The sequence below is a fragment of the Mycobacterium sp. IDUB_28 genome (assembly GCF_055419285.1).
The window spans coordinates 97,434-123,291 of sequence record NZ_JBVAXK010000011.1; the positions used below are offsets into that span (position 1 = coordinate 97,434).

17 protein-coding genes are annotated in these 25,858 nt (G+C 70.2%); 8 read left to right on the plus strand and 9 right to left on the minus strand.

All coding sequences use genetic code 11. The features are described from left to right. Positions 1-915 carry a glycosyltransferase family 2 protein gene (locus tag ACZYZ9_RS21470; RefSeq protein ID WP_463828285.1) on the minus strand — a complete coding sequence of 305 codons (915 nt, stop codon included), beginning with the start codon at positions 913-915 and terminating at the stop codon, positions 1-3. Next, positions 908-1,786 carry a dTDP-4-dehydrorhamnose reductase gene (gene rfbD, locus ACZYZ9_RS21475; RefSeq protein ID WP_463828286.1) on the minus strand — a complete coding sequence of 293 codons (879 nt, stop codon included), beginning with the start codon at positions 1,784-1,786 and terminating at the stop codon, positions 908-910. The genes ACZYZ9_RS21470 and rfbD overlap by 8 nt, the downstream gene beginning before the upstream one ends. A gap of 93 nt (positions 1,787-1,879) precedes the next feature. On the opposite strand from rfbD, the gene ACZYZ9_RS21480 reads away from it, so the two are divergent. The 3 genes from ACZYZ9_RS21480 to ACZYZ9_RS21490 all read left to right on the plus strand — a co-directional run bounded on the left by ACZYZ9_RS21480 (position 1,880) and on the right by ACZYZ9_RS21490 (position 8,581). Beyond that, positions 1,880-3,334, plus strand: a complete 1,455-nt coding sequence (locus tag ACZYZ9_RS21480) for an LCP family protein (RefSeq protein ID WP_463828357.1) — start codon at positions 1,880-1,882, stop codon at positions 3,332-3,334. Positions 3,335-3,383: 49 nt separating this feature from the next. Beyond that, the gene (locus ACZYZ9_RS21485; RefSeq protein WP_463828358.1) at positions 3,384-4,064 is read left to right on the plus strand and encodes a TIGR03089 family protein; all 681 of its coding nucleotides are present in this window, start codon (positions 3,384-3,386) and stop codon (positions 4,062-4,064) included. 554 nt (positions 4,065-4,618) lie between these two features. After that, entirely contained in the window at positions 4,619-8,581 is a 3,963-nt protein-coding gene (locus ACZYZ9_RS21490; protein ID WP_463828287.1) for a PE family protein, read from the plus strand. Between the two features lie 110 nt (positions 8,582-8,691). On the opposite strand, the gene ACZYZ9_RS21495 is transcribed toward ACZYZ9_RS21490, so the two are convergent. Together ACZYZ9_RS21495 and ACZYZ9_RS21500 are read right to left on the minus strand one after the other, a co-directional pair. Continuing rightward, on the minus strand, positions 8,692-10,011 hold the full coding sequence (locus ACZYZ9_RS21495) for a PPE family protein (RefSeq protein WP_463828288.1): 1,320 nt from the start codon (positions 10,009-10,011) through the stop codon (positions 8,692-8,694). Positions 10,012-10,071: 60 nt separating this feature from the next. Next, on the minus strand, positions 10,072-11,466 hold the full coding sequence (locus tag ACZYZ9_RS21500; RefSeq protein ID WP_463828289.1) for a PPE family protein, SVP subgroup: 1,395 nt from the start codon (positions 11,464-11,466) through the stop codon (positions 10,072-10,074). Positions 11,467-11,727: 261 nt separating this feature from the next. Here ACZYZ9_RS21500 and ACZYZ9_RS21505 point away from each other — a divergent pair, with 261 nt between their 5' ends. From ACZYZ9_RS21505 to ACZYZ9_RS21515, 3 genes are all read left to right on the plus strand, one after another. Continuing rightward, positions 11,728-12,009 (plus strand): DUF1490 family protein, encoded by a 282-nt coding sequence (locus ACZYZ9_RS21505; protein ID WP_463828290.1) that lies wholly within the window; start codon positions 11,728-11,730, stop codon positions 12,007-12,009. Positions 12,010-12,016: 7 nt separating this feature from the next. Then, entirely contained in the window at positions 12,017-14,149 is a 2,133-nt protein-coding gene (ctpC, locus tag ACZYZ9_RS21510; protein ID WP_463828291.1) for a manganese-exporting P-type ATPase CtpC, read from the plus strand. A 170-nt stretch (positions 14,150-14,319) separates the two neighbouring features. Continuing rightward, entirely contained in the window at positions 14,320-16,677 is a 2,358-nt protein-coding gene (locus ACZYZ9_RS21515; protein ID WP_463828292.1) for a PE family protein, read from the plus strand. Positions 16,678-16,696: 19 nt separating this feature from the next. Here ACZYZ9_RS21515 and ACZYZ9_RS21520 read toward each other — a convergent pair whose 3' ends face one another. Further along, a complete protein-coding gene (locus ACZYZ9_RS21520) occupies positions 16,697-17,347 on the minus strand; it encodes a cation efflux transmembrane domain-containing protein (RefSeq protein ID WP_463828293.1) in 651 nt (216 codons plus the stop codon). A gap of 79 nt (positions 17,348-17,426) precedes the next feature. On the opposite strand from ACZYZ9_RS21520, the gene ACZYZ9_RS21525 reads away from it, so the two are divergent. Both ACZYZ9_RS21525 and ACZYZ9_RS21530 read left to right on the plus strand, forming a co-directional pair. Continuing rightward, positions 17,427-18,614, plus strand: a complete 1,188-nt coding sequence (locus ACZYZ9_RS21525) for a CoA transferase (protein WP_463828294.1) — start codon at positions 17,427-17,429, stop codon at positions 18,612-18,614. Positions 18,615-18,897: 283 nt separating this feature from the next. Continuing rightward, complete coding sequence (locus tag ACZYZ9_RS21530) at positions 18,898-21,171, plus strand: SulP family inorganic anion transporter (RefSeq protein WP_463828295.1); 2,274 nt, start codon at positions 18,898-18,900, stop codon at positions 21,169-21,171. On the opposite strand, the gene ACZYZ9_RS21535 is transcribed toward ACZYZ9_RS21530, so the two are convergent. The 4 genes from ACZYZ9_RS21535 to ACZYZ9_RS21550 form a co-directional block, all read right to left on the minus strand. Next, on the minus strand, positions 21,144-21,584 hold the full coding sequence (locus tag ACZYZ9_RS21535; protein WP_463828359.1) for a response regulator: 441 nt from the start codon (positions 21,582-21,584) through the stop codon (positions 21,144-21,146). The two genes, ACZYZ9_RS21530 and ACZYZ9_RS21535, sit on opposite strands and share 28 nt — an antisense overlap. 2 nt (positions 21,585-21,586) lie before the next feature. Next, on the minus strand, positions 21,587-23,134 hold the full coding sequence (locus tag ACZYZ9_RS21540) for a sensor histidine kinase (RefSeq protein WP_463828360.1): 1,548 nt from the start codon (positions 23,132-23,134) through the stop codon (positions 21,587-21,589). A gap of 85 nt (positions 23,135-23,219) precedes the next feature. After that, the gene (locus ACZYZ9_RS21545) at positions 23,220-24,365 is read right to left on the minus strand and encodes a PP2C family protein-serine/threonine phosphatase (protein WP_463828361.1); all 1,146 of its coding nucleotides are present in this window, start codon (positions 24,363-24,365) and stop codon (positions 23,220-23,222) included. Positions 24,366-24,677: 312 nt separating this feature from the next. After that, the gene (locus tag ACZYZ9_RS21550) at positions 24,678-25,847 is read right to left on the minus strand and encodes an acyl-CoA dehydrogenase (protein ID WP_463828296.1); all 1,170 of its coding nucleotides are present in this window, start codon (positions 25,845-25,847) and stop codon (positions 24,678-24,680) included. Positions 25,848-25,858: the final 11 nt, after the last annotated feature.

Here is a 25,858-nt window from a genome sequence, read left to right on the forward strand (position 1 = left end):
TCAGTGCCGCCCTTCTGCCAGTTCCCGCTGCAACGATTTGCGCGACCGGCGCAGCGCGCTGCGCACCATCAGGCGCGAACGCACCGCCAGCGAACCGCGCAGCGTCCAGCGCAGCGGGGCGCGCCACCATCCGGAGTGCCGGTCCGCCAAGAAGATATAGGTACTGCGGTGATGCGCAGCCAGGTGGCTGGCCGGGTCCCGGCCGGTGGAGTGGCCTTTGTGGTGCAGCACCTCAGCGGTGGGGACGTACACGGACTGCCAGCCGGCTCTGCCGAGCCGGTCGCCGAGGTCGACGTCCTCCATATACATGAAGTAGCGCTCGTCGAAACCGCCGATCTGGTCGAACGCCGCGCGCCGCACCAGCAGGCACGACCCCGACAGCCAGCCCACCGGGCGCTCGCTGGGCTCCAGGTGTTCCTGCCGGTACGCACGGGTCCACCGGTTGCGCGGGTAGACCGGGCCGAGCACCGCGTGCATGCCGCCGCGGACCAGGCTGGGCAGGTGACGCGCGGACGGGTACACCGACCCGTCGGGGTCCCGGATCAGCGGGCCCAGCGCACCCGCCCGCGGCCACCGGGCAGCGGCGTCCAGCAGCGCGTCGATGCTGCCCGGGCCCCACTGCACGTCCGGGTTGGCCACGATCACCCAGTCGTCCATCCAGTTTTCGTCGCGCTGGTCGAGCTTGGCGACGGTGCGGTTGACTGCCGTCCCGTAGCCGAGGTTGGACCCGGTGGGCAGCAACCGCACATTGGGATAGCGCAGGACGGCGGCCTGCGGTGTTCCGTCGGTGGAGCCGTTGTCGGCCAGCAGCACGCTGACCGGACGTTCGGTGGCCAGCGACAACGACGCCAGGAACCGCTCCAGGTGCGGGCCCGGCGAATAGGTCACCGCAACGACCGGCAGAACGTCAGTCACGCGTTGAGGGTAACGGTCGATCGGTCGCCGCGGTCAACGCCGCGACCAGCGCACTGCGCCACGGACGCAGCGGGGCCAGTCCCGCCGCCACCCAGGCCCGATTGGACAGCGCCGAATACGACGGGCGCGTGGCGGGCCGCGGAAACTCGTCGGTGCCGCACGGATTGACCCGCTGCGGGTCGGCGCCGCTTTCCTCGAACACCGCCCGGGCCTGCTCGTATCGGGAGACCACACCCTCGTTGGCGGCGTGCAGTAGGCACCCACGAACGTCACTGTCGGCCAACTCCAGCAGCGCGGCAGCCAGATCGGCGGCGTAGGTCGGTGAGCCGGTCTGGTCGTCGACCACCTTGACCGGTCCGTCTCCGGCGGCCAGCCGCTGCATGACCGCGACAAAGTCGTTGCGGTGCACCCCAGCGGTGTAGACCCAGGCGGTGCGCACCACGACGGCGTCCGGCAGCGCGGCGTGCACCGCCTGTTCCCCGGCGAGCTTGCTGGCCGCGTAAACACCTTGGGGCGCGGTCGGGTCGCCCGGCTCGTAGGGCCGCGACTGCGCGCCGTCGAACACGTAATCGGTCGAGATATGGATCAGTCGGGCACCGGTGCGCGCACAGGCACGCGCCAGATGCTCGGGACCGGCGGCGTTGACGGCGTACGCGCCGGCCTGGTCGGTTTCGGCGCCGTCGACGTCGGTGTAGGCGGCGCAGTTGATCACCACGTCGTCGGGCTCGATCACCCCGGCCGCGGCGGGGTCGGTGATGTCCCATTCCGATGACGTCCTGGCCAGCACATTCCGGCCGGCGCGGGTGGCCTGTGCGCGTACCAGGCTGCCGAGCTGACCGCCCGCACCGGTGATCACGAGCCTGGCTGACATGTCTTGAGTCTGGCACGCCGGGCCTGGCTACCCGGAAAGCCGGTGTTGCGCAAGTAACCTACAGTGGTGTTTGAGCAGAGTGTGACTCGTGTGATGCGTGTGGTTTGCACGGCGATGGCCGTCCTGGTCGTACTCGGTACCGGCGTCGCCTGGAGCAACGTGAAGTCGTTCGAGGACGGCATCTTCCACATGTCGGCACCCTCGCTGGGCCACGGAGCCGACGACGGCGCGATCGACATCCTGCTGGTGGGCCTGGACAGCCGCACCGACGCGCACGGCAACCCGCTCTCCGCTGAGGAACTGGCATCGCTGCGCGCCGGCGACGAGGAAGCCACCAACACCGACACCATCATCCTGATCCGCATCCCCGACAACGGGAAGTCGGCCACCGCGATATCGATCCCCCGCGACTCCTACGTCCAGGCCCCCAACCTGGGCAAGACCAAGATCAACGGCGTGTACGGACAGACCCGCGAGACCAAGCGCGTCAGCCTGGTCAAAGCCGGCGCCTCGGCCGGCGAGGCCGCCGCGGTCGGCACCGAGGCGGGCCGCGAAGCGCTGATCAAGACGGTGGCCGACCTGACCGGCGTCACCGTCGACCACTACGCCGAAATCGGACTGCTGGGCTTCTCCCTGATCGCCGATGCGCTCGGCGGCGTCGAGGTGTGCCTCAAAGACGCTGTCTACGAACCTCTTTCCGGCGCCGACTTCCCCGCCGGCCGGCAGAAGCTGAACGGCCCCCAGGCGCTGAGCTTCGTGCGCCAGCGTCACGAACTGCCGCGCGGCGACCTGGACCGGGTGGTGCGCCAGCAGGCGGTGATGGCCTCGCTGGCCCACCGGGTGATCTCCGGGAAGACGCTGTCCAGTCCCGCCACCCTGCGACGACTCGAGCAGGCCGTGCAGCGCTCGGTGGTGTTGTCCTCCGGTTGGGACATCATGGATTTCGTGCGGCAGCTGCAGCAGCTGGCCGGTGGCAACGTGGCGTTCGCGACCATCCCGGTGCTCGACGGTGCCGGCTGGAGCGACGACGGCATGCAGAGCGTGGTGCGGGTGGACGCCCACCAGGTTCAGGAGTGGGTCGGCGGCCTGCTGCACGAACAGGATCAGGGCAAAACCGAGGAACTGGCCTACACGCCGGCCAAGACCACCGCCAATGTGGTCAACGACACCGACATCAACGGCCTCGCGTCGGCGGTGTCGGATGCGTTGAGCGCCAAGGGCTTTACCGCCGGCTCGGTGGGCAACAACGAGGGTGGCCACGTCAAGAGCAGTCAGGTGCGGGTCGCCAAGACCGACGACCTGGGCGCCCAGGAGGTCGCCAAACTGTTGGGCGGGCTGCCCGTCGTCGCCGACACCTCGATACCGGCCGGATCGGTGCGGGTGGTGCTGGCCAACGACTACACCGGCCCGGGATCCGGACTCGACGGTGGGACAGCGACGTCCGCGCGGGTCTCGAGTGCGGCGGCCGGCAACAGCACGGGTGGCACGGTCCCGGCGCCGTCACCGATCTTGACCGCGGGCTCCGAGAACCCCGAGTGCATAAACTGACCGTGCCGTGTCTGCCCTGACCACGCTGTCCGCAGCGATCCTGGACCCGATGCTGCGCGCCGACCCGGTCGGCCCGCGCATCACCTACTACGACGACGCCACCGGCGAGCGGATCGAGCTGTCCGCGGTGACGCTGGCCAACTGGGCGGCCAAGACGGCCAATCTGTTGCGCGACGAACTGGGCGCCGGGCCGGGCAGTCGGGTCGCCGTTCTGCTGCCGGCGCACTGGCAGACGGCGGCGGTGCTGTTCGGGGTGTGGTGGATCGGCGCCGAAGCGGTGCGGGACGGACCGGCCGAGGTCGCGCTGTGCACGATCGACCGGCTCGACGAGGCCGACGACGCGGCCAATGGTGGCGAGGTCGCCGTGCTGTCGTTGGATCCCTTCGGCAAGCCGGTGCCTGATCTGCCGATCGGCGTCACCGACTACGCCACGGCGGTGCGGGTGCATGGCGATCAGGTCGTCCCCGCGCGCACCCCCGGCCCGGCGCTGGCCGGTCAGTCTGCGGCCCAGGTGCTGGCCGCCTGTGCACAATCCGCGGCGTTGCAGAGTCTGACCGGCGAGGATCGGGTGTTGTCCAGCTTGGCCTGGGACCGGCCCGAGCACCTGGTGGACCGATTGCTGACGGTGCTGTCGGTGGGCGGGTCGCTGGTCCAGGTGGCCAACCCCGACCCAGGCGCGTTGCCGCGTCGGGTCGAAACGGAGAAGGTCACCCGGGTGCTGGACAAATGACGAGAGCTTTCGGACGGCAAAATCGAATTAACTGACTCGTCAATTCGCAGGAACGGCCGTCGGGTGCCGCGTCGGGGGCGCCCACCACGTCGTTCGGCGCCCGGCGGCCGGTGTCGGTGAATGTGACAGCCAGGTAGTGGAATACTATTCAGCAAATTGCTCGAAGTCTTTTCCGCGTGCCCCGATTCAACCAAACCGCCCGGTCGGCAATATTCGTTCGCCACGAGTCGTATAGAGCACCGGTCACCACCTGTCGGCACGGCCCGGCGCTGCCGCCGGGTCGGCAAACGATGCGGCACAACGAATTCACCCAGGCCGACGAGACTGCGCACGCTGAGGGCCGCGCTGGCCTGCGAGAAATGCATCTATCACTTGAATTGTTCGAAGATCATTTGAGACTCCTATGTGCCGAATTGAAACGCAACTGCGAATGCGCGAAAACAGCAAATTATCGATGGCCCAGCTATACGATGCGGCTGGATCGATGGCGACTGACCGGTCGGGAGTCGACGTGCCAGCCGTCTCCCGTTGCCGCGCGTCGAAGGAGTCCACGAATGTCGTATGTGTTCGCCGTGCCCGAGATCATGGCCGTCGCCGCCCGCGAGGTGTCCGGGGTGGGATCGGCGGTGCAGACTGCCAGCCACGCGGCGGCAGGCGCCACGACCGCGGTGGCAGTCGCCGCCGGGGACGAGGTCTCGGCGGCGATCGCCGCCCTGTTTTCCACCCACGGCCAGCAGTACCAGGCGCTGCACGCTCAGGCGGCCGCATCGCACGCGCAGTTCGTCAAGACGTTGCTCGGGGCGGGTTCGGCCTATGCCCTGGCCGAGGCGGCCAGCGCAGCACCGTTGCAGAGTCTCGAAGAAGCCGTGCTGGGTGTCATCAACGCGCCTACCAATGCGTTGCTGGGCCGCCCGCTGATCGGCAACGGTGCGGACGGCGCTGCCGGGACCGGTGCCAACGGCGGGGCCGGCGGGCTGTTATGGGGTAACGGCGGTAACGGCGGTTCGGGGGCGGCCGGGATGGCCGGTGGGCGCGGCGGCGACGCCGGGTTGTTCGGTCACGGCGGTGCCGGCGGGGCCGGCGGCATCGGGACCAACGGCGCGACCGGGCCGAGCGGGGTGATCGGCGGCACCGGTGGCGCCGGCGCGGCCGGCGGGGCCGGCGGCAATGGCGGCATCCTGTGGGGCAACGGTGGGGCGGGCGGGGCTGGTGGCGTCGGCGGGACCGGTGGTGCCGGCGGCGCGGGCCTGGCCGGTGCGACCGGCACCGCCGCCAGCGGCGGTGCCGGCGAAACCGGTAGCGACGGTGGACAGGGCGGCTTCGGCGGCACCGGCGGCGCAGGTGGGGCCGGCGGACAGTCCAGGGCGCTGTTCGGCGGGACGGCAGGCGCGCACGGCGTCGGCGGCGCGGGCGGGACCGGCGGCACCGGCGGCGCCGGCGGGACCGGCGGCACCGGGGCGGTCGACACCGGCTCGGGCGCGGGCACCGGCGGCAACGGAGGCACCGGCGGGGCGGCCGGCATCGGTGGGGCGGGCTACGCCGGCGCCGCGTCCGGTGCGGCGGGCACGGGCGGCGAAGGCGGTGCGGGCGGTGAGGGCGGCGCAGGCATGCAGGGCGATTCGGCCATGTCCCCCGGCCTGGTCGGCACCGACGGCGGAAAGGGTGGCCAGGGCGGCACCGGCGGCGCCGGCAACGGCGGCACCAACGGCGACGGCGGCCGGGGCGGTACCGGCGGTAAAGGCGGCCAGGGCGGAACCAACCTCATCGAAAAAGGTGGCATGGGCGGGACCGGCGGCATCGCGGGCCAGGGGGGTGCCGCCGGGAGCGGCGGCACCGGCGGCACGGCAGGCAGCTCCGGTGTCGGCGGGCAGGGTGGCACCGGCGGCACCGGCGTTTTCGGCGGCACCGGTGGCACCGGTGGTGAGTCGACCACGCACACCGGCCACGCCGTCGGCGGTGCCGGCGGTGCAGGCGGCGAAGGCACCGAGGTGGGAGGCGACGGCGGCTTCGGAGGGACCGCCACCGGCTACGGCACTGCCGACGCGACCGGAGGAATCAGTGGAACCAGCGGAATGGGTCCCGCAGGGATCGGCGCGGCCGGAATCGGTGGCAAGGCCTACGTCTACGGCGCCGGGACGGCCACCGGCGGCCAGGGCGTGGCGGGGGCTACCGGGATCGGCGGCTATGGCGGCTACGGCGGGGACGCGTACAGCTATGGCACCGGCAATGCCGTCGGCGGCGCCGGCGGCGCCGGCGGTAGCAGCGACACCGCGACCGGCGGCGGCGGCGGGGCCGGCGGCATCGCGTACAACTACGGCACCGGATCGGCCACCGGCGGCGCAGCGGGAGCCGGCGGCGACGGCGCCACCACCGGCGGCCGAGGCGGCGATGGTGGCCACGCGGTGATCTTCCTGGAGGGGTCGATGGCAACCGCCACCGGTGTCACCGGCGGTGTGGGCGGCAATGGTGTTACCGGTGGCGACGGCGGGCACGGCGGTTCGGCCTACACCGCGGGCATCGGGCAGGTCTCGGCAGGCACCGGCGGTGCCGGGGGTGACGGCACCACCGGTGACGGCGGCACCGGTGGAACCGGGGGCATGGCGATTATCGAAAACAGTGGATCCACCCACAACACCGTTGGCGGAATGGGCGGCCTCGGCGGCGACAGCATCACCGGTCGCGGCGGGACCGGCGGGGACGGCGGTCAGGCGGCGACATCTGCGCCGGGCAGCGCCACCGGAGGCGCGGGCGCCACCGGAGGCAGCGGTGCGGCCGGCGGCGGCCACGGCGGGGCCGGGGGCAACGCGAGCAGTGAAGGCGCCGGCTCGGCGTTCGGTGGTGCCGGCGGAGCGGGCGCAGACGGCGGTAGCACCGGGCCCGGCGGCAACGGCGGCCTCGGCGGCGACGCCTCCAGCTTCTCCTCCGTTGCCGGCCCCCACACCGGTGGTCAGGGCGGCGCCGGCGGTGCGGGCACCACCGGCGGCACCGGCGGCCGTGGCGGCGATGCCTACAGCGAAGGCATCGGATTCACCGCAGGCGGCGACGGTGGCGCCGGGGGCGCCGGCTCCAGCGGCAACGGTGGCGACGGCGGTGACGGCGGCGGGGCCCAAAGCTACAACCCCACCGGCACCGCCAACGCCAGCAGCGGCAACGGCGGCGCGGGTGGCAGCAGCGAGGCAGCCGCCGGCGGCAAGGGCGGCTCGGTCAACGTCGTATTCCAGTACGGAGCCGGCGACGGTATCGGCGGAACCGGCGGGGACGGCGGCAGCGGCGCCGTCGCCGGCGGGGAAGGCGGCAGGGGTGGCGGTGTGGTCGGCCAAGGGACGGGCGACGCGCTCGCCGGCCGCGGCGGCGCCGGCGGTAATGCCTCCGGCGGCACCGGTGGCAAGGGCGGCATCGGTGGTGACGTGTACTACGCCAAGGTCGATTCAGCAGGGGCTGCCGTCGGTGGCGACGGCGGCACGGGCGGTGCCGGTGTCTCAGGTGGTGCCGGCGGAGCCGGCGGGGTGGCCACCCATGAAGGAAAGGGCAGCGTCTGGGCCGGCAGTGGCGGTGCGGGCGGCACCGCCACCTCCGGGACCGGTGGCGCCGGCGGGGACGGTGCCACTGCTAGCAGCGACAGCGCGACAGCCGACGCCGAGGCGTTCGGCGGCAGCGGCGGGGACGGCGGCACCAGCGAAACGGGCACCGGCGGCAGCGGTGGGGAAGGCGCGTATGGCGCAACCCGCGGGACCGGCAACGCCTACGGCGGGGACGGCGGCGCCGGCGGCTCCGGTGGCGCCGACGGTGGCGCCGGCGGCAACGCGGGCGTGGCCATCACCAACGGCACCGCGAACGCGATCGGCGGCACCGGCGGGCAGGGTGGCGACGCCGGTACGGGAACCGGCGGCACCGGCGGTAATGGTGGCAGCGGCGCAGTGCAGTTGGTCGGCGGAACGGCGACGGCAGTCGGCGGGGACGGCGGCGCGGGCGGCGCAGGAACCACCGGCGGCGCGGGCGGCGAGGGCGGTTGGACGCACTCGTTCGGCACCGGCAGTGTCGACCCAGGCACTGGCGGGGCGGGCGGCAACGCCACCACCGGCAACGGCGGAAAGGGAGGCACCGGCGGCCAGGTGATGATCTACGACCCCACTTCGTCGGTAGACGCGGTCGGCGGCACCGGCGGAGTGGGTGGCTCCAGCCTCAGCGGCACCGGTGGTATCGGCGGCACGGGCGGGATCGCCTACAGCGAAGGCTCGAACCACCTCACCGGTGGCGTCGGCGGCACGGGCGGCAATGGTGGTGCCGGCGGTGGGACCGGTGGCGTCGGCGGTGAGGCGATCAGCAAGGCTGCCGGGATCGCTGACGGCGGTACCGGGGGCACCGGCGGTGCTGCGACGCAGCCGGGCAGCCCGGGCGGCAACGGCGGCAAGGGCGGCAACGCCAGCTCGATCTTCGGAGTGGCCCACGGTGGGCCCGGGGGTGGCGGCGGCGCCGGCACGCCGCCGGGTTCCCCGGGTGCGCCGGGGACGCCGTAGGCGCCGTCCTGGTCGTACTGGGTACCGGCGTCGCCTGGAGCTGGCCTGGGAACCCGCGTCCTCCAGATCTGGACCGGCGTGATCAGTCGGGCCGGCATCCGCCAGCTGAGCTACTGGCCGAACGAGATCTCCAGCAGGCTCTTCTTCTGCTCGGTGTATTCCTGTTCGCTCAGCAGTCCGGCGGCGCGCAGTACGGCGATCTCGCGAATCGCGGCAGCCACGCCGGTCATCACGGTCCGCGGAGCGGGCACTACCTCGACATCCTCGGTGGGTGCTTGCTCGGGGGGGCTGGCGGGCCGCGCCGGCGTGCCATTCTTCGGGCCGTCCGCGCCGGCCGGCGGGCCGGCCATCGCCTGCGCGGCCATGACGCCAGCTCCCATCTGATTGACCGAGTTCGCTGCGCCGAGTTCTGCCGCCGCTGCCGTGTTCGCACCAGCCAACGGAGTGGTCAGTGCGGTCGGGCGTATTTCGGCTGCGACGGTCCGGGTCCAACTCGGCGGCACCGTCAAGCCCCCGATCACGTTCGCGCGGGCCACCGCCGCAGACATCGTCGGCACTGGCAGCCCGCCCGCGGGCGGCTTCGCCAGCGGCGCCACAAACGGCTCCACGGGTGCCGGTCCGGTACCGGGCCACGGCTCCACCCCGTCCCAGGCGCTGAATGTCTCGTCGTCATCGACTCCCGAGGCAGCGGTGAACCCGGCCAGCGGAAAATCCCCGAAGTTGCCGATCACGTCTGCCGGTAAGACCCCGAAAAGGGCCACTATTTCGGTTGGCGCAACGAGAAAGAGTCCGACCAGGCCGACCAGGAGTTCGAACTGTTCGAACTGGGCCGGGACCGCCATTGCGGACAACGCTTGCGGCACAACCGAACGGATCGCGGCGGCTTGGCCGGCCGTCCCGCCCGGAACGGTGTTCTGGTGCGGTGGGGTGAACGGTGTCAGCACCGTTGCGGCTGCCGACGAAGCTGCATAGTTGTACATTGCCAGGCTGTCCTGCGCCCACATCTCGGCGTACAGCGCCTCGGTTGCCGCGATCGCCGGAGTGTTCTGTCCCAGGAAATTCGTCGCCACCAGCGCTGCCAGCAGGCTGCGGTTGGCGGCGACCTCCGCAGGCGGCACCGTCGACGCGAACGCGGCCTCGTAAGCGGCGGCCGCCACCCGGGCCTGGGCGGCGGTTTGCTCGGCTTGGGCGGCGGTAGCGCGGAGCCATTCCACATATGACGCGGCCGCTGCGCTCATCGCCGCGGACGACGGACCCGTCCAAGTCCCTGCGGTGAGCTCCGACACCTCCGACTGATATCCGTTGACCGCCCTGTGCAGCTCGTCCGCCAGGCTGGCCCAAGCCTGTCCAGCGGCCAGCATCGGCCCCGGTCCTGGACCGGTATACATCCGACCGGAGTTGATCTCCGGCGGATAGATGCCGAAATCCACTGCAGCGCATACCTCGTCTCGTTGGTTCTCGATGACTGATGCATTCGCCCTACCGGGGCCTCAGCGACCCAGCAAGCGGTTCTTCTGCTCGGTGTATTCCTCGTCGGTCAAAATCCCCTCGTCGCGCAGCTTGGTGAATTCACGTAGCTCGGCCGCGACTCCGGTGACCACAGCCCGGGGCTTGTCGTTGGTCGGCTCACCGGTTTCGCCGGGTGCCGCGTTGTCGCCGGGGGTCCCAGCAGTTCTGGCGCGAGCGGCCCCCACCGCCTTCCCGGCATCCTTGCCGACGCGCCGTCCTGCGCCCACGGTTCCGGCCATGGCTCGTCCGGCCATGCCCGCCAGTGCCAGCTGACCGAGCGTGCCGGCCGAGCCGGCTCCCGCCACCGGTACGGCGGCGACTTCCGCTGCGGATCCAGCCAGCGCCGGCAGCGTGTACGCGACCGGGCGCACCGAAGGGGTGGCGAGGGTCCACGTCGGCGGCACGGACAACGCCCCGACCGTGTTGGCCTCACCCAGACCGGCCGACAACTTCGGCGGCGGTACCGTGCCCGCCGGCAAGTTGAGCAGCGGCGCCGGAAACGGCTCCACCGGCGCCGGCTCCGTGCTCGGAAAGGGCATAACGCCATCCCAGCCGCTGAGGATCTCGTCGCTGTGCAGACCCACCATGGTGCTGTAGATGGCGACCGGAAGGTTGACCACCCCGAGCACACTGGCAGGCACGCCGAGCCCAAGGGTGGCGATGGCCGCTGACAGGCCGAAGGTGATGGTGGACAGATCGCCCAGCACGGCGAGCAGGAGCAAGGGGTCCTCCGCGGCCGCCGCCGGGGTCGCCGCGCTCTGCAGCGCGCTAGGCACCGCGGCAAAGGCTCGCTGGACGGCGCTCTCCGTCGCGGCCCGTCCGGCTGCAGCCTGGTTGGCCACGCCGTCCGGGTCAGTGATCTGCGGGGGTGGTTCGAACGGCGTCAGCTCGGTCGCTGCGGCCGAGGAGGCTGCGTAGCTGTACATCGCCGCCGCGTCCTGGGCCCACATCTCCCCGTACTCGGCTTCGGTGGCCGCAATCGCCTGGGTGTTCATGCCGAACACATTGGTCGCGACCAGGGTCGACAACTGACTGCGGTTGGCCGCCACGATCGGCGGCGGAACCGTCGCCGAGAACGCGGTTTGGTAGGCAGCGACGGCGACCTTGGCCCGGGCGGAGGTTTCTTCGGCCTGTGCAGCGGTGGCTCGCAACCACGCCGCATATGACGCCGCCGCTGCGCTCATCGACGCCGACGACGGCCCCAACCAGGGACCAGCGGTCAACGCCGACACCACGGCCTGGAGCGAACTCGCCGCCGAATTCAGTCCCGTGCCGAGCGCACCCCACGCCTCGGCCGCGGCCAGGAACGGTCCCGACCCAGCACCGGCAAACATGAGGGCCGAGTTGACCTCTGGCGGGTAGCTCCCGAAATTCATGACTCGTTGCTCCTCGAAGCACCGTGTCCGGGTTGAACTCATCGCACCGCTCGTGGCGCAGGGACCCGAGGACGGAATCAGTAGACAAGCCAGGGTACTTCGGCCGCCGCACATCGCGCCCCGCGATGCGGCATATACATAGGCCGCGCATATTTTGCCGCAGCCTGAACCGAATTGGACGAGCGCCGGCACGACGATTCATGTTGATATCGCAATATTTGGATGTTAGCGTCGGGAAAACCCTGTAGAAAGGTGCGGATGATGGCGGTGCAGGTGCTTTTGGCCAAGGCGGCTTCGACGGTGATCACCGGGCTTGCCGGGGTGACCGCCTACGAAGTGCTCAAGAAAGCCGCCAGGAAAGCACCCCTGCACGAGACCGCGGTGAAGAGCGCCGAACTGGGTCTGCGCGGCACCCGCAAGGCAGAAGTAGCCGCCGAATCGGCCCGCCTCAAGATCGCCGATGTGATGGCCGAAGCGCGCGAACGCATCGGCGAAGAGGCACCCACCCCGGCCGTCGGCGAAGTCCACGACCACGATCACTGACCAGCACATGACGCCGGAAGTCGTTTCCGACGCCGCCGGTCGGATGCGAATCAAGGTCGACTGGGTTCGCTCCGATGCCCGGCGCGCCGTCGCCGTGGAGGACGCCGTCGCCGGGTGCGACGGCGTGCGGGTGGTGCACGCCTACCCACGGACCGGGTCGGTCGTCGTCTGGTACTCCCCCAGCCGCTGTGACCGCGCCGCGGTGCTCGACGCCGTAGCGGGCGCCAAAAGCACTGCGGCGGAACTGATTGCGGCTCGGGCCCCGCACTCGTCGGAGATCCGCAACACCGACGTGCTGCGCATGGTCATCGGCGGCGCCGCGCTGGCACTGCTCGGGATACGCCGCTATGTGTTCACCCGCCCCCCATTGCTCAGCCCGAGCGGGCGAGTGGTCGCCACCGGCGTCACCATCTTCACCGGTTACCCGTTCCTGCGCGGCGCGCTGCGCTCGGTGGGCTCGGGCCGGCTCGGCACCGATGCGCTGGTCAGTGCGGCCACCGTGGCCAGCTTGGTGCTGCGCGAGAATGTGGTGGCGCTGACGGTGTTGTGGCTACTCAACATCGGCGAATATCTGCAGGACCTGACGTTGCGCCGAACCCGGCGCGCCATCTCGGAGTTGTTGCGCGGCAACCAGGACACCGCCTGGTTGCGGCTGCCCGACGGCACCGAGGTGCAGGTCGCCATCGACACCGTCCAGATCGGCGACGAGGTAGTGGTCCACGACCACGTCGCGATCCCGGTCGACGGCGAGGTGGTGGCCGGCGAGGCCGTGGTCAACCAGTCCGCGATCACCGGGGAGAACCTGCCGGTCTCGATCACAGCCGGAGCACATGTGCACGCCGGGTCGGTGGTGGTGCGCGGCCGGCTGGTGGTGCGCGCGCAGGCCGTCGGCAACCAGACCACCATCGGCCGCATCATCACCCGGGTCGAAGAGGCGCAGCACGACCGCGCCCCGATCCAAACGGTCGGGGAGAATTTCTCCCGCCGTTTCGTGCCCACGTCGTTCGTCGTCTCCGCCTTGACCCTGCTGGTCACCGGCGACGTGCGGCGCGCCATGACGATGCTGCTGATCGCCTGCCCGTGCGCGGTGGGGCTGTCCACCCCGACGTCCATCAGCGCGGCCATCGGCAACGGCGCGCGGCGCGGCATCCTGATCAAGGGCGGTTCGCATCTCGAGCAGGCCGGCCGGGTCGACGCGATCGTCTTCGACAAGACCGGCACGCTGACCGTCGGACGTCCGGTGGTGACCAATATCGTTTCGCTGCACAAGGATTGGGAACCCGAGCAGGTGCTGGCCTACGCCGCCAGCTCGGAGATCCACTCACGGCACCCGCTGGCCGAGGCGGTGATCCGCTCCACCGAGGAACGCCACATCAGCATTCCGCCGCACGAGGAGTGCGAGGTGCTGGTGGGGCTGGGCATGCGGACCTGGGCCGACGGGCGCACCCTGTTGCTCGGCAGTCCGGGACTGCTGCGCGCCGAGCAGGTCCGGGTGTCCAAGAAGGCACAGGAGTGGGTCGACAAGCTGCGCGCCGAGGCGGAGACCCCGCTGCTGCTCGCGGTGGACGGCAAACTGGTGGGCCTGATCAGCCTGCGCGACGAAGTGCGACCCGAGGCCGCCGACGTGCTGAAGCTCTTGCGAGCCAACGGCATTCGCCGGATCGTGATGCTGACCGGAGACCACCCGGACATCGCCGCGGTGGTGGCCGCCGAATTGAATATCGACGAGTGGCGCGCCGAGGTGATGCCTGAGGACAAGCTCGAGACCGTGCGGCAACTACAGGGCGAAGGATACGTGGTCGGCATGGTCGGCGACGGCATCAACGACGCCCCCGCCCTGGCTGCCGCCGACATCGGCATCGCGATGGGACTGGCCGGCACCGACGTCGCGGTGGAGACAGCTGATGTGGCGCTGGCCAACGACAACCTGCACCGACTGCTGGACGTGCGGGACCTGGGCGCCCGTGCGGTGGACGTCATCCAACAGAACTACGGCATGTCGATCGCCGTCAATGCCGCCGGGCTGCTGATCGGGGCGGGCGGCGCGCTGTCACCGGTGCTGGCCGCGATCCTGCACAACGCGTCGTCGGTCGCGGTGGTGGCCAACAGCTCGCGACTGATCCGCTACCGACTGGACTGAGCCGCACATACGTCGCCAATATTGTTGTGCGGCAATATCTTTCATCGGACAACGAAATTTGGTCCACCCAATTGGCCAAAATTGGCCAACGTGCGGTGGGTGACCGATACGATGCGCTCACCGGTGGCAGCCCAACTGGCCGTAAGCCATCTGGCGGCGAGGAGAAGACCATGTCCTATGTGTCCGTAGTGCCCGATGCAATTGCCGCTGCGGCCGCGCAGGCGTCGGGAGTGGGCTCGGCGGTGAGCGGCGCCAGCCAGGCTGCCGCGGGCGCCACGACGGCGATGACGGCCGCTGCCGCGGATGAGATCTCCGCGACCATCGCCGCGTTGTTTTCCGCCCACGGCCGCCAATACCAGGCGATGCAAGCGGAGGCGGCGGCGTTGCACGAACAGTTCGTACGCGCCCTGTCCGGGGCCGGGGGCGCCTACGGCTGGGCCGAGGCGGCCAATGTCGCGTCGGTGCAGAGCTTTGAAGAGGCAGTGCTGGCGGCGATCAACGCCCCGACCAACCTGCTCCTGGGCCGCCCGCTCATCGGCGACGGCACCAACGGTGCGGCCGGCACCGGTGCCAACGGCGGCGCCGGCGGCCTGTTGTGGGGCAACGGCGGCAACGGCGGGTCCGGCGGAGTGGGGCAGGCCGGCGGCCGTGGTGGCGATGCCGGATTGTTCGGCCGCGGCGGTGCCGGCGGCGCCGGCGGCCAAGGTGTGCCGGGGGCCACTGGCACCACCAAGTTCGGCGGGCCCGGCGGGATCGGGGGCGCCGGCGGGGCAGGCGGGAACGGCGGCCTGTTGTGGGGCGACGGCGGAGCCGGCGGGATCGGTGGAACCGGCGGCACCGGCGGGGCCGGGACGGACGGCGGCCTGGGCGGACGCGGCGGCACCGGGGCGTCCGGTGGAGCCGGAGGCAATGCGCCAGGACTGTTCGGCGGCACCAACGGCGACGGCGGCCGCGGCGGCGACGGCGGGTTGGGTGGCCGGGGCGGTCACCTGGCGGCCGGTACCGGTGGCAACGGCGGCAACGGCGGCACCGCTGGTCAGGGCGGCAGCGCCGGGACCGGTGGGACAGGCGGGAGCGCGGGTGACGCCGGCATCGGCGGGACGGGTGGCAACGGCGGCGACGGCGTCCACGGCGGCGACGGCGGCAAGGGCGGCGACGCAGTCGGTGCCGGCACCGCGAATGCCACCGCCGGTCGCGGCGGCGACGGCGGCGCCGGCACCGTTCGTGGCGGCAGCGGCGGCGACGGCGGATTGGCCACGGCCCACGGCACCGGCAACGCGACCGGCGGCAACGGGGGCCGCGGTGGCGACGGCGGAGGCGATGGTGGTGACGGCGGCACCGGACTGATCGCCAACGCGAACTCGACGGCGACCGCCACCGGGGGCACGGGTGGCGACGGCACCAACGGCGCCTCCGGCGGCAACGGCGGCCGGGGCGGCAACGCTGAAAACGAAGGTCTCGGCGCCAACTTCGCCGGTGGCGGTGGCAGCGGCGGTCAGGGCGCCACCGGCGGCGGCGGTGACGGTGGCACCGCCGGCAGCTCACTGGTCAACAACCCCAACTCGACGGCCGATCTCGTCGGTGGCGTAGCCGGCGCGGGCGGCAACGGTGGCGGCACCGGCGATGGCGGCCGTGGCGGCGACGGCGGCCTGGCTTACACCTCCGGCCTGGGCACCGTCACCGGCTCCGACGGCGCAGCCGGTGGGACCAGTTTTGCCGGACAAGGTGGCGACGGCGGCGACGGCGGCGGCGGCATGATCGACTCCACGACCTCCACCGCGACCGCTACCAGCGGTTCCGGCGGCAACGGCGGCTCAGGATTCGCCGGCGGCAACGGCGGTAACGCCGGCGAGGCGGAGAACGGCGGACTGGGCAACAACGTCGCCGGGGCGGGCGGTGCCGGTGGCAAAGGCAGCATCGGAAATGGCGGCACCGGGGGCGCCGGCGGCCATTCGCAGATCGACAACCCCAACTCGACGGCAAATGCCGTCGGCGGTAAAGCCGGCGCGGCCGGCAACAGTTCCGGCGGCACCGGAGGTGTCGGCGGCGAAGGCGGATCGGCTGAGAACAACGGCTTGGGTGCGGCGACAGGCACTGCCGGCGCACCCGGCGGGACCAGCACGTTTAGCAAGGGCGGCGACGGGGGCGTCGGTGGTTTCGCGTCGATCGGCTCCACCACCTCGACTGCTTCCGCCACCGCCGGGAACGGCGGTCAGGGTGGCGCCGGCAGTGCCGCCGGTGGCAACGGAGGCGCCGGCGGCAGCGCGCAGAACGCGGGTCTGGGCAGCGGCTTCGGCGGGGCGGGCGGTCAGGGCGGCGCCGGCACCGATGTCGGCAGTACCGGCGGCGCCGGCGGCACCGGCGGCGATTCGACGATTTCTGCCACCCTCCCGTCGACCAGCAAGTCCGTCGGCGGCAACGGAGGCAACGGCGGCGACGGCCTCGCCACGGGCGGCGCCGGCGGCAAGGGCGGCAAAGCCTTCGGAATCAACCCCCAGCAGGGAACGGACGGCTCCCCCGGCCAATAGCCGACGGCTGCCGGAGGGATCAGCAGCAGTCCTCGCCGCGCCAAGCGCGGACTCCCTGCCACACCGCGATCCCAGCGACAGCCAGTCCGATCACCGGGTCGATCCACCATCCGGCGGGCCAGGCCGCGGTGACGGCCAGCCCGACCAGCACCCCGGCGGCCTGCACCGCGCACAGATAGTTCTGCGTGCCCTCTCCCGCGGTGGCCCCGGACCGCAGACGCGTGCCCAGCCGGCGATTCGCCCAGCCGAGCACCGGCATCAGGATCAGGGCCAGTGCGGTCAACCCGATCCCGATCACCGACGTCTCCGCGTGCTCGCCGACGAACAGGTGACGGATGGATTCGGCGGCGACATACGGAGCCACCAGCCAGAAAGACACCGCGACACCGCGTTGGGCACGTCGTTCGGCGGTGTCCGACAGCACCCGGTCACCGCTGAACCGCCACACCACCATGGCGCTGGCCAGGCCCTCGGATGCCCCGCCCAGGGCCCAGCCGGTCAATGCGACCGACCCGACCGCCAAGCCCTGCCACACACCGATGCCACCCTCGATCAGCAACACCGCGAGGCTGACCCAGGCCAGCCGGTGTGCCCACCGCGCGTTGCGCTGCCATTCGGAGTCGTGCAGCGCAGGCGCCGCGTGCACGTGGGAGGTGGCCGCAGTCTCCATCCCGTCGATGCTAGCGGTGCGCCGGCTGCGACCGTGCCATGCGCGCCCGCTCGTCGGCGCCTCGTTAATCTGTCTAACCATGCCGAACAACGCCGCCGCCAAACCTCTGGACGGCTTCCGGGTACTGGACTTCACCCAGAACGTGGCCGGACCGCTGGCCGGACAGGTGCTGGCCGACCTGGGCGCCGAAGTCATCAAGATCGAGGCGCCTGGCGGCGAACAGTCCCGGCGCCTCACCTCGGTGTTGCCCGGCCGGCCCCCACTGGCGACCTACTTCCTGCCCAACAACCGCGGCAAGAAGTCGGTGGCCGTCGACCTCACCGACGACCGGGCCAAGCAGCAAATCCTGCAGCTGGCCGACACCGCCGACGTGGTGCTGGAAGGGTTCCGGCCCGGCGTCATGGAACGGCTCGGCCTCGGTCCGGACGAACTGCGGTCCCGCAACCCGACATTGATCTATGCCCGGCTGAGTGCTTACGGCGGCAACGGACCCCACGGCTCACGCCCCGGCGTCGATCTGATGGTCGCCGCCGAAGCGGGCATGAGCACCGGCATGCCGACGCCCAGCGGCAAGCCGCAGATCATCCCGTTCCAGCTGGTCGACAATGCCAGTGGTCACGTGCTGGCCCAGGCGGTGCTGGCCGCCCTGCTCAATCGGGAACGGCACGGCGTCGGCGACCTCGTCGAGGTCGCGATGTACGACGTCGCGGTCGGCCTGCAGGCCAATCAGCTGACCATTCACCTGAACAAGACCGGCGCGCCGGCGCCGGCCCCGAAACCCGACGCGCCGGTCAAGAAACGTAAGGGCGTCGGCTTTGCCACCCAGCCGTCGGACGCCTTCCGCGCCTCCGACGGCTACCTGGTGATCAGCGCCTACGTGCCCAAGCACTGGACCAAACTGTGCGAGATCATCGGCAGACCCGACCTGATCGACGACGAGCGGTTCGCCGACCAGCGGTCCCGGGCGATCAACTATCCGGAACTGACCGACGAACTCGAGCAGGCGCTGGCCACCAAGACCGCGGCCGAATGGGTCGAGCTGCTGCAGCAGGGCGGCCTGATGGCCTGCCTGGCTTACAGCTGGAAACAGGTGGTGGACACCCCGCTGTTCGCGGAGAACGACCTCGCCCTGGTCGTCGGCGACGGCGAGGCCGCGGTCACCGTGATCCGCACCCCGGCGCGCTTCGCCAGCTTCGACGCCACGGTCACCGACCCGCCGCCGGCGGTCGGTCAACACAACGAGCTGTACCTCACCGGCGGTTCTTAAGCGCGGTTCGCCAATCGGTGTCTTTTCTTTGAATACGCCATGAATCGGTGCTCGGCCGACCGATTCCGCGTGCCGCGAGGGACGATTTGGGCGTCCGCCTCCGGCGGAAATCATAGCGGGATTCACATGTTTGCTGCCGGCAGATATGACGTTTCCCGCCGGTCCGCCGCTCGGTGGACACGGTACGGACAGGCCGTGTTCACCCCGGTCGTGAAAGGTCGCCGGCGAGCGGCGGTCGCAACGGTCCGCTGACTGTCCAGACGGCCGGGTTCCGAGGAGTCCTATGAGCAGCACCACCACCGGTTCCGCTGCGGCGCCGGAGTCCGGCGGCCTCCTGACTAATTTGCGCCATGACCTCCCGGCATCCATGGTCGTGTTCCTGGTCGCGCTGCCGCTGTCGCTGGGAATCGCGATCGCCTCCGGCGCCCCGCTCGCCGCGGGGCTGATCGCCGCGGTGGTCGGCGGTATCGTCGCCGGCGCGCTGGGTGGTTCTTCGGTCCAGGTCAGCGGCCCGGCTGCGGGCCTGACCGTGGTGGTCGCCGAGCTGATCGAACATCTCGGGTTCGAGATGTTGTGCATGATGACCCTGGCGGCCGGTGTGCTGCAGATCCTGTTCGGCGTGAGCCGGATGGCGCGCGCCGCGCTGGCGATCGCTCCCGTCGTCGTGCACGCCATGCTCGCGGGTATCGGCATCACCATCGTGCTGCAGCAGTTCCATGTGCTGATCGGCGGCAAATCGTTCAGCTCGGCGTGGCAGAACCTGATCGCGATCCCCAACGGGATCCTGCACCACGAACTGCACGAGGTGATCGTCGGCGGCACGGTCATCGTCATCCTGTTGGCGTGGGGCAAGCTGCCGCCGAAAGTGCGGATGGTTCCCGGCGCCCTGGTGGCCATCGTGGCAGCGACGATCCTGGCCAGGGCGGTCGGCCTCGATGTGGAGCGCATCAATCTGCAGGGCAGCTTCTTCGACGCCATCGGCCTGCCCCAGCTTCCGGAACCGGGCAGGCCGACCTGGACCACCGAGATCAGCACCATCGTCTTCGGCGTCCTGACCATTGCGCTGATCGCCAGCGTGGAGTCGCTGCTCTGCGCGGTCGGGGTCGACAAGCTGCACAGCGGTCCGCGCACCAACTTCAACCGGGAGATGATCGGGCAGGGCAGCGCGAACATGCTGTCCGGTCTGCTCGGCGGATTGCCCATCACCGGCGTCATCGTGCGCAGTTCGGCCAACGTGGCCGCCGGTGCCCGGACCCGGATGTCGGCGATCCTGCACGGCGTGTGGGTGTTGCTGTTCGCCTCGCTGTTCACCGACCTGGTCAAGCTGATCCCCACCGCTGCCCTGGCCGGCCTGCTCATCGTGATCGGTTTGCAGCTGGTCAAACTGGCCCACGTCCAGTTGGCCTGGCGCACCGGCAACGCCGTCATCTACAGCATCACCATCGTGTGCGTGGTGTTCCTCAACCTGCTCGAGGGTGTGGCGATCGGCTTGGCCGTGGCGATCGGCTTCCTGCTGGTGCGCGTGGTACGGGCCCCCATCGAAGCCCGCCCGGTGGGCGACGAGACCAAAGAGTGGCGCGTCGACATCGACGGCACGCTCAGCTTCCTGCTGATGCCGCGCCTGACGGGCGTGCTGTCCACGTTGCCGAAGGGTTCTGACGTCACGCTGAACCTCAACGCCGACTACATCGACCATTCCATCTCGGAGGCCATCTCAGACTGGAAGACCAGCCACGAAGCCACCGGCGGGCGGGTCCGAATCAATGAGATCTCACCGGCGAACCTGTCCACCGCGCACACCAGGCCACCGAAACGCCACTTCAAGTCGGGCTCGTTGCGGGAAGTCCCGTGGACGTCACGCCGGGACCGCAACGGAGATCGGTCCGACGTGTCGATCCTCGACGGCGTCGAGGAATATCACCGCAGCGGCGTGCCGCACCTGCACCACCACGTCTCGGAGTTGACCGATTCGACCAACCCGGACACCCTGTTCCTGACCTGCGCGGATTCCCGGATTCTGCCGGACACCATCACCGCCAGCCGGCCCGGGGACCTTTACATCGTCCGCAATGTCGGCAACCTGGTGCCCGACGATCCCGCCGATCGCTCGGTGGACGCCGCGCTGGACTTCGCGGTCAACCGGCTGGGCGTGACATCGGTGGTGGTCTGCGGTCATTCGTCGTGCCGCGCGATGCAGGTGCTGCTGGACGGCACGTCTGTCGACCCCGGCACTGCGATCGGCCGCTGGCTGGAGTACGCCCAGGAGAGTCTGGACGCCTACCGCAACCATCACACGGCCCGGGTGAGCAGCACGTCCAACGGCTTCCGGTTCAGCGACGTCGACCAGCTGGCGATCGTGAACATCGCAATGCAGGTGGACCGGCTGAGCCGGAACCCGATCCTGGTGCCCGCGCTGGAGTCGGGCGCGATACAAGTGGTCGGCATCTTCTTCGACTTCGCCACGGTCCACGTGCACGTGATCGACCGGGACGGCATCGTGCACGCCGCCGAGTCCGCCGACGCGATGGCTCAGCCGTTGGGCAGCCGCACGACCTGAAGGAAGAACTCGTCGATCTGCCGGACCGCGTTCATGAACTGGTCGAGGTCCACCGGCTTGGTGACGTAGGCGTTGGCGTGCAGCTTGTAGCTGCGCAGGATGTCTTCCTCCGCCGAAGACGTGGTCAGCACCACGACCGGAATCCGGCACAGCTCGGGATCGGACTTGATCTTCTGCAGCAGTTGCCGGCCGTCGTATTTCGGCAGGTTCAGGTCGAGCAGGATGAGGTCGGGCCGCGGCGCGTGCTCGTAGGCGCCGCGCTTGTAGAGGTAGTTCAGCCCTTCCTCACCATCGCGCGCCACATGCAACCGGTTGTTGAGCTTGTTGTGCTCGAAGGCTTCTCGGGTGATGAGTTCGTCTCCCGGGTCGTCCTCGACCAGCAGGATGTCGATCGCCCGACCGGGTGCCATCATCATCATTCGCGTGCTCCTTCTGCAGTGACCAAGCTCTGTTGGACCGCCGCGCCGGCCCCCCCGTTGGACTCGACGATCGGCAGGGTGAACTCGAACCGTGTCCCTTCGGTATACGAGGTGTCGATCCACACGGTGCCGCCGTGGTGTTCGACGATCTTCTTGCATAACGCGAGCCCGAGTCCCGTTCCACCATAGGCGTCGCGACCGTGCAGGCGCTGGAAGATGATGAAGACCTTGTCGACGAACTCCGGCGGAATACCGATGCCGTTGTCGGCGACGCTGAGCAGCCAGAAACCCTGCCGGTTGCCGGTGCCGCGTTGGCAGTCGATGACGATCCGGGGCGCGAGGTCTTCCCGGCGGAACTTCACCGCATTGCCGATCAGGTTCTGCCACAGCATGGTCAGCAGCGTCGGGTCGCCGTACACCTGGGGCAGACGCGGGTTCAGCCGGACGATCTCGGCCTGCGATTCCTCGATCGCGACCGCGAGGTTGGCCACCGCCGAATCAAGTGCGGTGTCGAGCTCGACGGCGGTGTACTTGGTGTTGAGCCGGCCCACCCGGGAGAAGCTGAGCAGGTCGTTGATCAGCACCTGCATGCGCTTGGCGCCGTCCACAGCGAAGTTGATGTATTCCACACCGCGGGCGTCGAGCTTGTCCGCATACCGCCGCTCGAGCAACTGACAGAACGACGCGACCTTTCGCAGCGGTTCCTGCAGATCGTGGGACGCGACGTAGGCGAACTGCTCCAGTTCGGCGTTCGACCGGCGCAGATCGCTGGCCTGCTCGTCCAGCTGGGCCTGGGCGATCTGGGAGTCTTCCAACGCCAGCACGATTCCCTGCCGCATGTTCTCCACATCGACGGCCATGCCGCGGATGTCGGCGGGCCGACGCGGCGGCTCGATGGTCTCGGTGAAATGGCCGTCGGTGATAGACCGGCACGAGGCGGCCAGCGCGGCCAGCGGACGGGTGACCGCACGCTGCACCAGCAGGCCCAACAACGCGGCGGTGGCGATGAACACCAGCACCATCCCGCCCAGCACCCGGTCCCGCCAGTCGTTCATGCGCTCGAGTCGGGCGGCGCCGCCGTCGCGGGCCGCGGTCAGATGGGCATTCTGCGCATCGAAGAGAGCGCGCAGGTGGTCGAAGTCGGACTTGCCCAGGGCCGCCGTGGCATTGGGCACCACCGCCGCCACGTGCGGAGTGACCCGGGAAATCAGTGGCTCCGCGTAGTCGTGACGCCACCTGGCCGCGGTCGTCTCGACGGCTTCCAGGTCGGCGATCAGATCGGGCCGTCGCACCAGGCGCTGCCGAATGTCCTGCGAGGCCGCCTGTTCGGCGCGTATCCCGTCGTAGTACGGGGTGAGGAACTGCGGATCGGCGGAGATCAGATAGCCCCGCAGGCCCGTCTCCTGATCGCGCAACGCCGACTGCAACTGGGCGGCCGCCACCCGCGACGGCTGGATGTCGTCGCGCAGCGAACGCGACACCTCGTCGGTGCGGTCCAGCAGCAAGCTGCCGATCACGGCACCCACCAGCACCAACACGCCCATCGTGGCCAGCACGTACACCAGCCAGCCCCGGACGGTGAGCTGCGCCTTGGGCAGCGTGCCCCGCGCGTCGTTCCTCACGAGGCCGTCACCGGGTCGTCCGTTCGACGCGCACCACCGCGATGTCGTCGCTCAAGCCGCCCATGCTGCGGGCGAGTTCTTCCGCACCGTCGATGAGGGCGTCGACGAACTCCGGGCCCGACAGTCCCGCATGTCCTCGCGCCAGCGTCAGCAGGCCGTCCTCGCCGAGTCGCCGCCCGCCCGGCCCCGCATAGCCCTCGAAGAGGCCGTCGGTCAGCAGCAGCAGGCCGTGCCCGGCGGGCAGGGTCAATTCGTGCAAGGGCCAGTCGGTGCTGTGCAGTCCCAGCGCGGGACCGTAGGGCGGCTCGATCCACTCCACCGATCCCGGGCCGTGCAGCAGCATCCCCGGATGACCGGCCCGGACCGCGGTGATCGGTGCAGGCTCGGGCGGTATCGCCAGGCTCAGCACCGTGGCGAAGACACCGTTCTCGGCGCGCTCGGCGTGCAACACCCGCTCCAGCTGGCGCATCTGGTCCACACCGTGAATGCCGGTGAAAGTCAATGTGCGCCAAGCGATCCGCAGCGCCGCACCCAGAGCCGCCTCATCCGGGCCATGCCCGGCGACGTCGCCGATCAGCACGTGGGTGACGCCGTCGGGCGTCTGGACCACGTCGTAGAAGTCGCCGCAGAGCAACGCGTTCTCCCGGCTGGGCCGGTACCGGGTCACGATTTCCACGCAGGGCCGCTCCAACAGCAGCGGGGACGGCAGCAAGCCGCGTTCGAGCAGCGCGTTCTCCCGCGCCCGTAGTTCGCTGGCGTGCAGGTCCGCGGCGATCAGCTCGGCGCGTTTGCGCTCGATCGCATAGAGCAGCGCGCGTCGCAGCATCTCCGGCTCAACCCGCCCCTTGACCAGGTAGTCCTGGGCGCCGGCGGCGACCGCGGAGGCGCCGAAGTACTCGTCGTTCAGTCCGGTGAGCACCACGATCGGGACGGTGGCATCACTGCGCAGGATGCGGTCCAGCGCGTCGATCCCGTTGGCGTCGGGCAGGTTCAGATCCAGCAGCACGCAGTCGGGCCGGGCGGCGGCCAACTCGCGTTCGGCGTGCGCCATCGACTGGGCCCACACCACTTCGATGTCGGCGACCGCATCGGTGATCAGCTCTTCGACCAGTACCGCGTCGGCCCGGTCGTCTTCGACCAGCAGCAGGGACAGGGCCTGCCAGCTGTCCGCCGGCACCATAGAGCCCGGCAGGGAACCCGGCACCGTCAAGTCCCCGCCCCCGGCGGGCGCGGACCTACGTTTCTCACCAAATTCGGCTCCCCAGGGCAACAGTGGCACCACGTCATGTGGTCGTCGTACGACGCGTCGGCACCCGGCCGGCGCGCCGACACAGGCCTACACGTTGGCGCGTCCACCACGACTGGCTTCTCAATCGCGTGGACTCGATCGTCAGTGGATCCTATGCAATGGCGACGGGCTTTCTGCCCAGTTCGGACAAACTATATGCGCACCGGTGGATAACGCTCAGCGCAGCAACGCCCGGGACATCACAACCCGCTGAATCTGGTTGGTGCCCTCATAGATCTGGGTGATTTTGGCGTCGCGCATCATCCGTTCCACCGGGAAGTCGACGGTGTACCCGGCGCCGCCGAAAAGCTGCACGGCGTCGGTGGTCACCTCCATCGCCACGTCGGATGCCAGGCACTTCGACGCCGCGGAGATGAAACCCAGATTTCCCTCGCCGCGCTCGGCGCGGGCGGCGGCGCTGTACACCATCAGCCGCGCGGACTCCACCTTCATCGCCATGTCGGCGATCATGAACTGCACGGCCTGGAAGCTGCTGATCGACTGACCGAACTGCTTGCGGTCCTTGATGTAGGCGATGGCCGCGTCCAGCGCGCCCTGCGCGATGCCCACGGCCTGGGCGCCGATGGTCGGACGGGTGTGGTCCAAGGTGGCCAGCGCGGTCTTGAATCCCGTACCCGGGTCGCCGATCATCCGGTCGCCGGGGACGCGGCAGTTCTCGAAGTACAACTCGGTGGTCGGCGAGCCCTTGATGCCCAGCTTGCGTTCCTTGGGGCCGACGACGAAGCCCTCGTCGTCGATGTGCACCATGAACGCCGAGATGCCGTTGGCCCCCTTGTCCGGGTCGGTCACGGCCATCACGGTGTACCAGGATGACTTGCCGCCGTTGGTGATCCACGCTTTGGCGCCGTTGAGGATCCAGTCGTCGCCGTCGGCCTTGGCCCGGGTCCGCATCGAGGCGGCATCCGAGCCGGCCTCGCGTTCGCTCAGCGCGTAGGACGCCATGGCCTCCCCGGCGGCGATGGACGGCAGGACCTGCTTCTTCAGCTCGTCCGATCCACGCAGGATCAAGCCCATGGTGCCCAGCTTGTTGACCGCCGGGATCAGCGACGCCGACGCGTCGACGCGGGCGACTTCCTCGATGACGATGCAGGCCGCCACCGAGTCCGCGCCCTGACCGCCGTATTCCTCCGGGACGTGCACGGCGTTGAAGCCCGAGGCGTTCAGCGCGTCCAGCGCCTCCTGCGGGAACCGGGAGTTCTCGTCCACATCGGCGGCGTGCGGAGCGATTTCCTTCTCCGCAAGCGCGCGGATCGCGGCGCGCAGCTCCTGGTGCTCCTCGGGTAGTTGGAACAGATCGAACGACGGATTTCCGGCCCATCCAGCCATCGCCAGCCTCC

Bases quoted from the DNA above. Each gene is read 5' to 3' on its own strand.
- ACZYZ9_RS21535 (WP_463828359.1), bottom strand. From the start codon at position 21,584: ATGATGGCACCCGGTCGGGCGATCGACATCCTGCTGGTCGAGGACGAC.
- ACZYZ9_RS21540 (WP_463828360.1), bottom strand. From the start codon at position 23,134: ATGGGCGTGTTGGTGCTGGTGGGTGCCGTGATCGGCAGCTTGCTGCTG.
- ACZYZ9_RS21550 (WP_463828296.1), bottom strand. From the start codon at position 25,847: ATGGCTGGATGGGCCGGAAATCCGTCGTTCGATCTGTTCCAACTACCC.
- rfbD (WP_463828286.1), bottom strand. From the start codon at position 1,786: ATGTCAGCCAGGCTCGTGATCACCGGTGCGGGCGGTCAGCTCGGCAGC.
- ACZYZ9_RS21500 (WP_463828289.1), bottom strand. From the start codon at position 11,466: ATGAATTTCGGGAGCTACCCGCCAGAGGTCAACTCGGCCCTCATGTTT.
- ACZYZ9_RS21480 (WP_463828357.1), top strand. From the start codon at position 1,880: ATGCGTGTGGTTTGCACGGCGATGGCCGTCCTGGTCGTACTCGGTACC.
- ACZYZ9_RS21520 (WP_463828293.1), bottom strand. From the start codon at position 17,347: ATGGAGACTGCGGCCACCTCCCACGTGCACGCGGCGCCTGCGCTGCAC.
- ACZYZ9_RS21485 (WP_463828358.1), top strand. From the start codon at position 3,384: ATGCTGCGCGCCGACCCGGTCGGCCCGCGCATCACCTACTACGACGAC.
- ACZYZ9_RS21490 (WP_463828287.1), top strand. From the start codon at position 4,619: ATGTCGTATGTGTTCGCCGTGCCCGAGATCATGGCCGTCGCCGCCCGC.
- ACZYZ9_RS21525 (WP_463828294.1), top strand. From the start codon at position 17,427: ATGCCGAACAACGCCGCCGCCAAACCTCTGGACGGCTTCCGGGTACTG.
- ACZYZ9_RS21505 (WP_463828290.1), top strand. From the start codon at position 11,728: ATGGCGGTGCAGGTGCTTTTGGCCAAGGCGGCTTCGACGGTGATCACC.
- ctpC (WP_463828291.1), top strand. From the start codon at position 12,017: ATGACGCCGGAAGTCGTTTCCGACGCCGCCGGTCGGATGCGAATCAAG.
- ACZYZ9_RS21515 (WP_463828292.1), top strand. From the start codon at position 14,320: ATGTCCTATGTGTCCGTAGTGCCCGATGCAATTGCCGCTGCGGCCGCG.
- ACZYZ9_RS21530 (WP_463828295.1), top strand. From the start codon at position 18,898: ATGAGCAGCACCACCACCGGTTCCGCTGCGGCGCCGGAGTCCGGCGGC.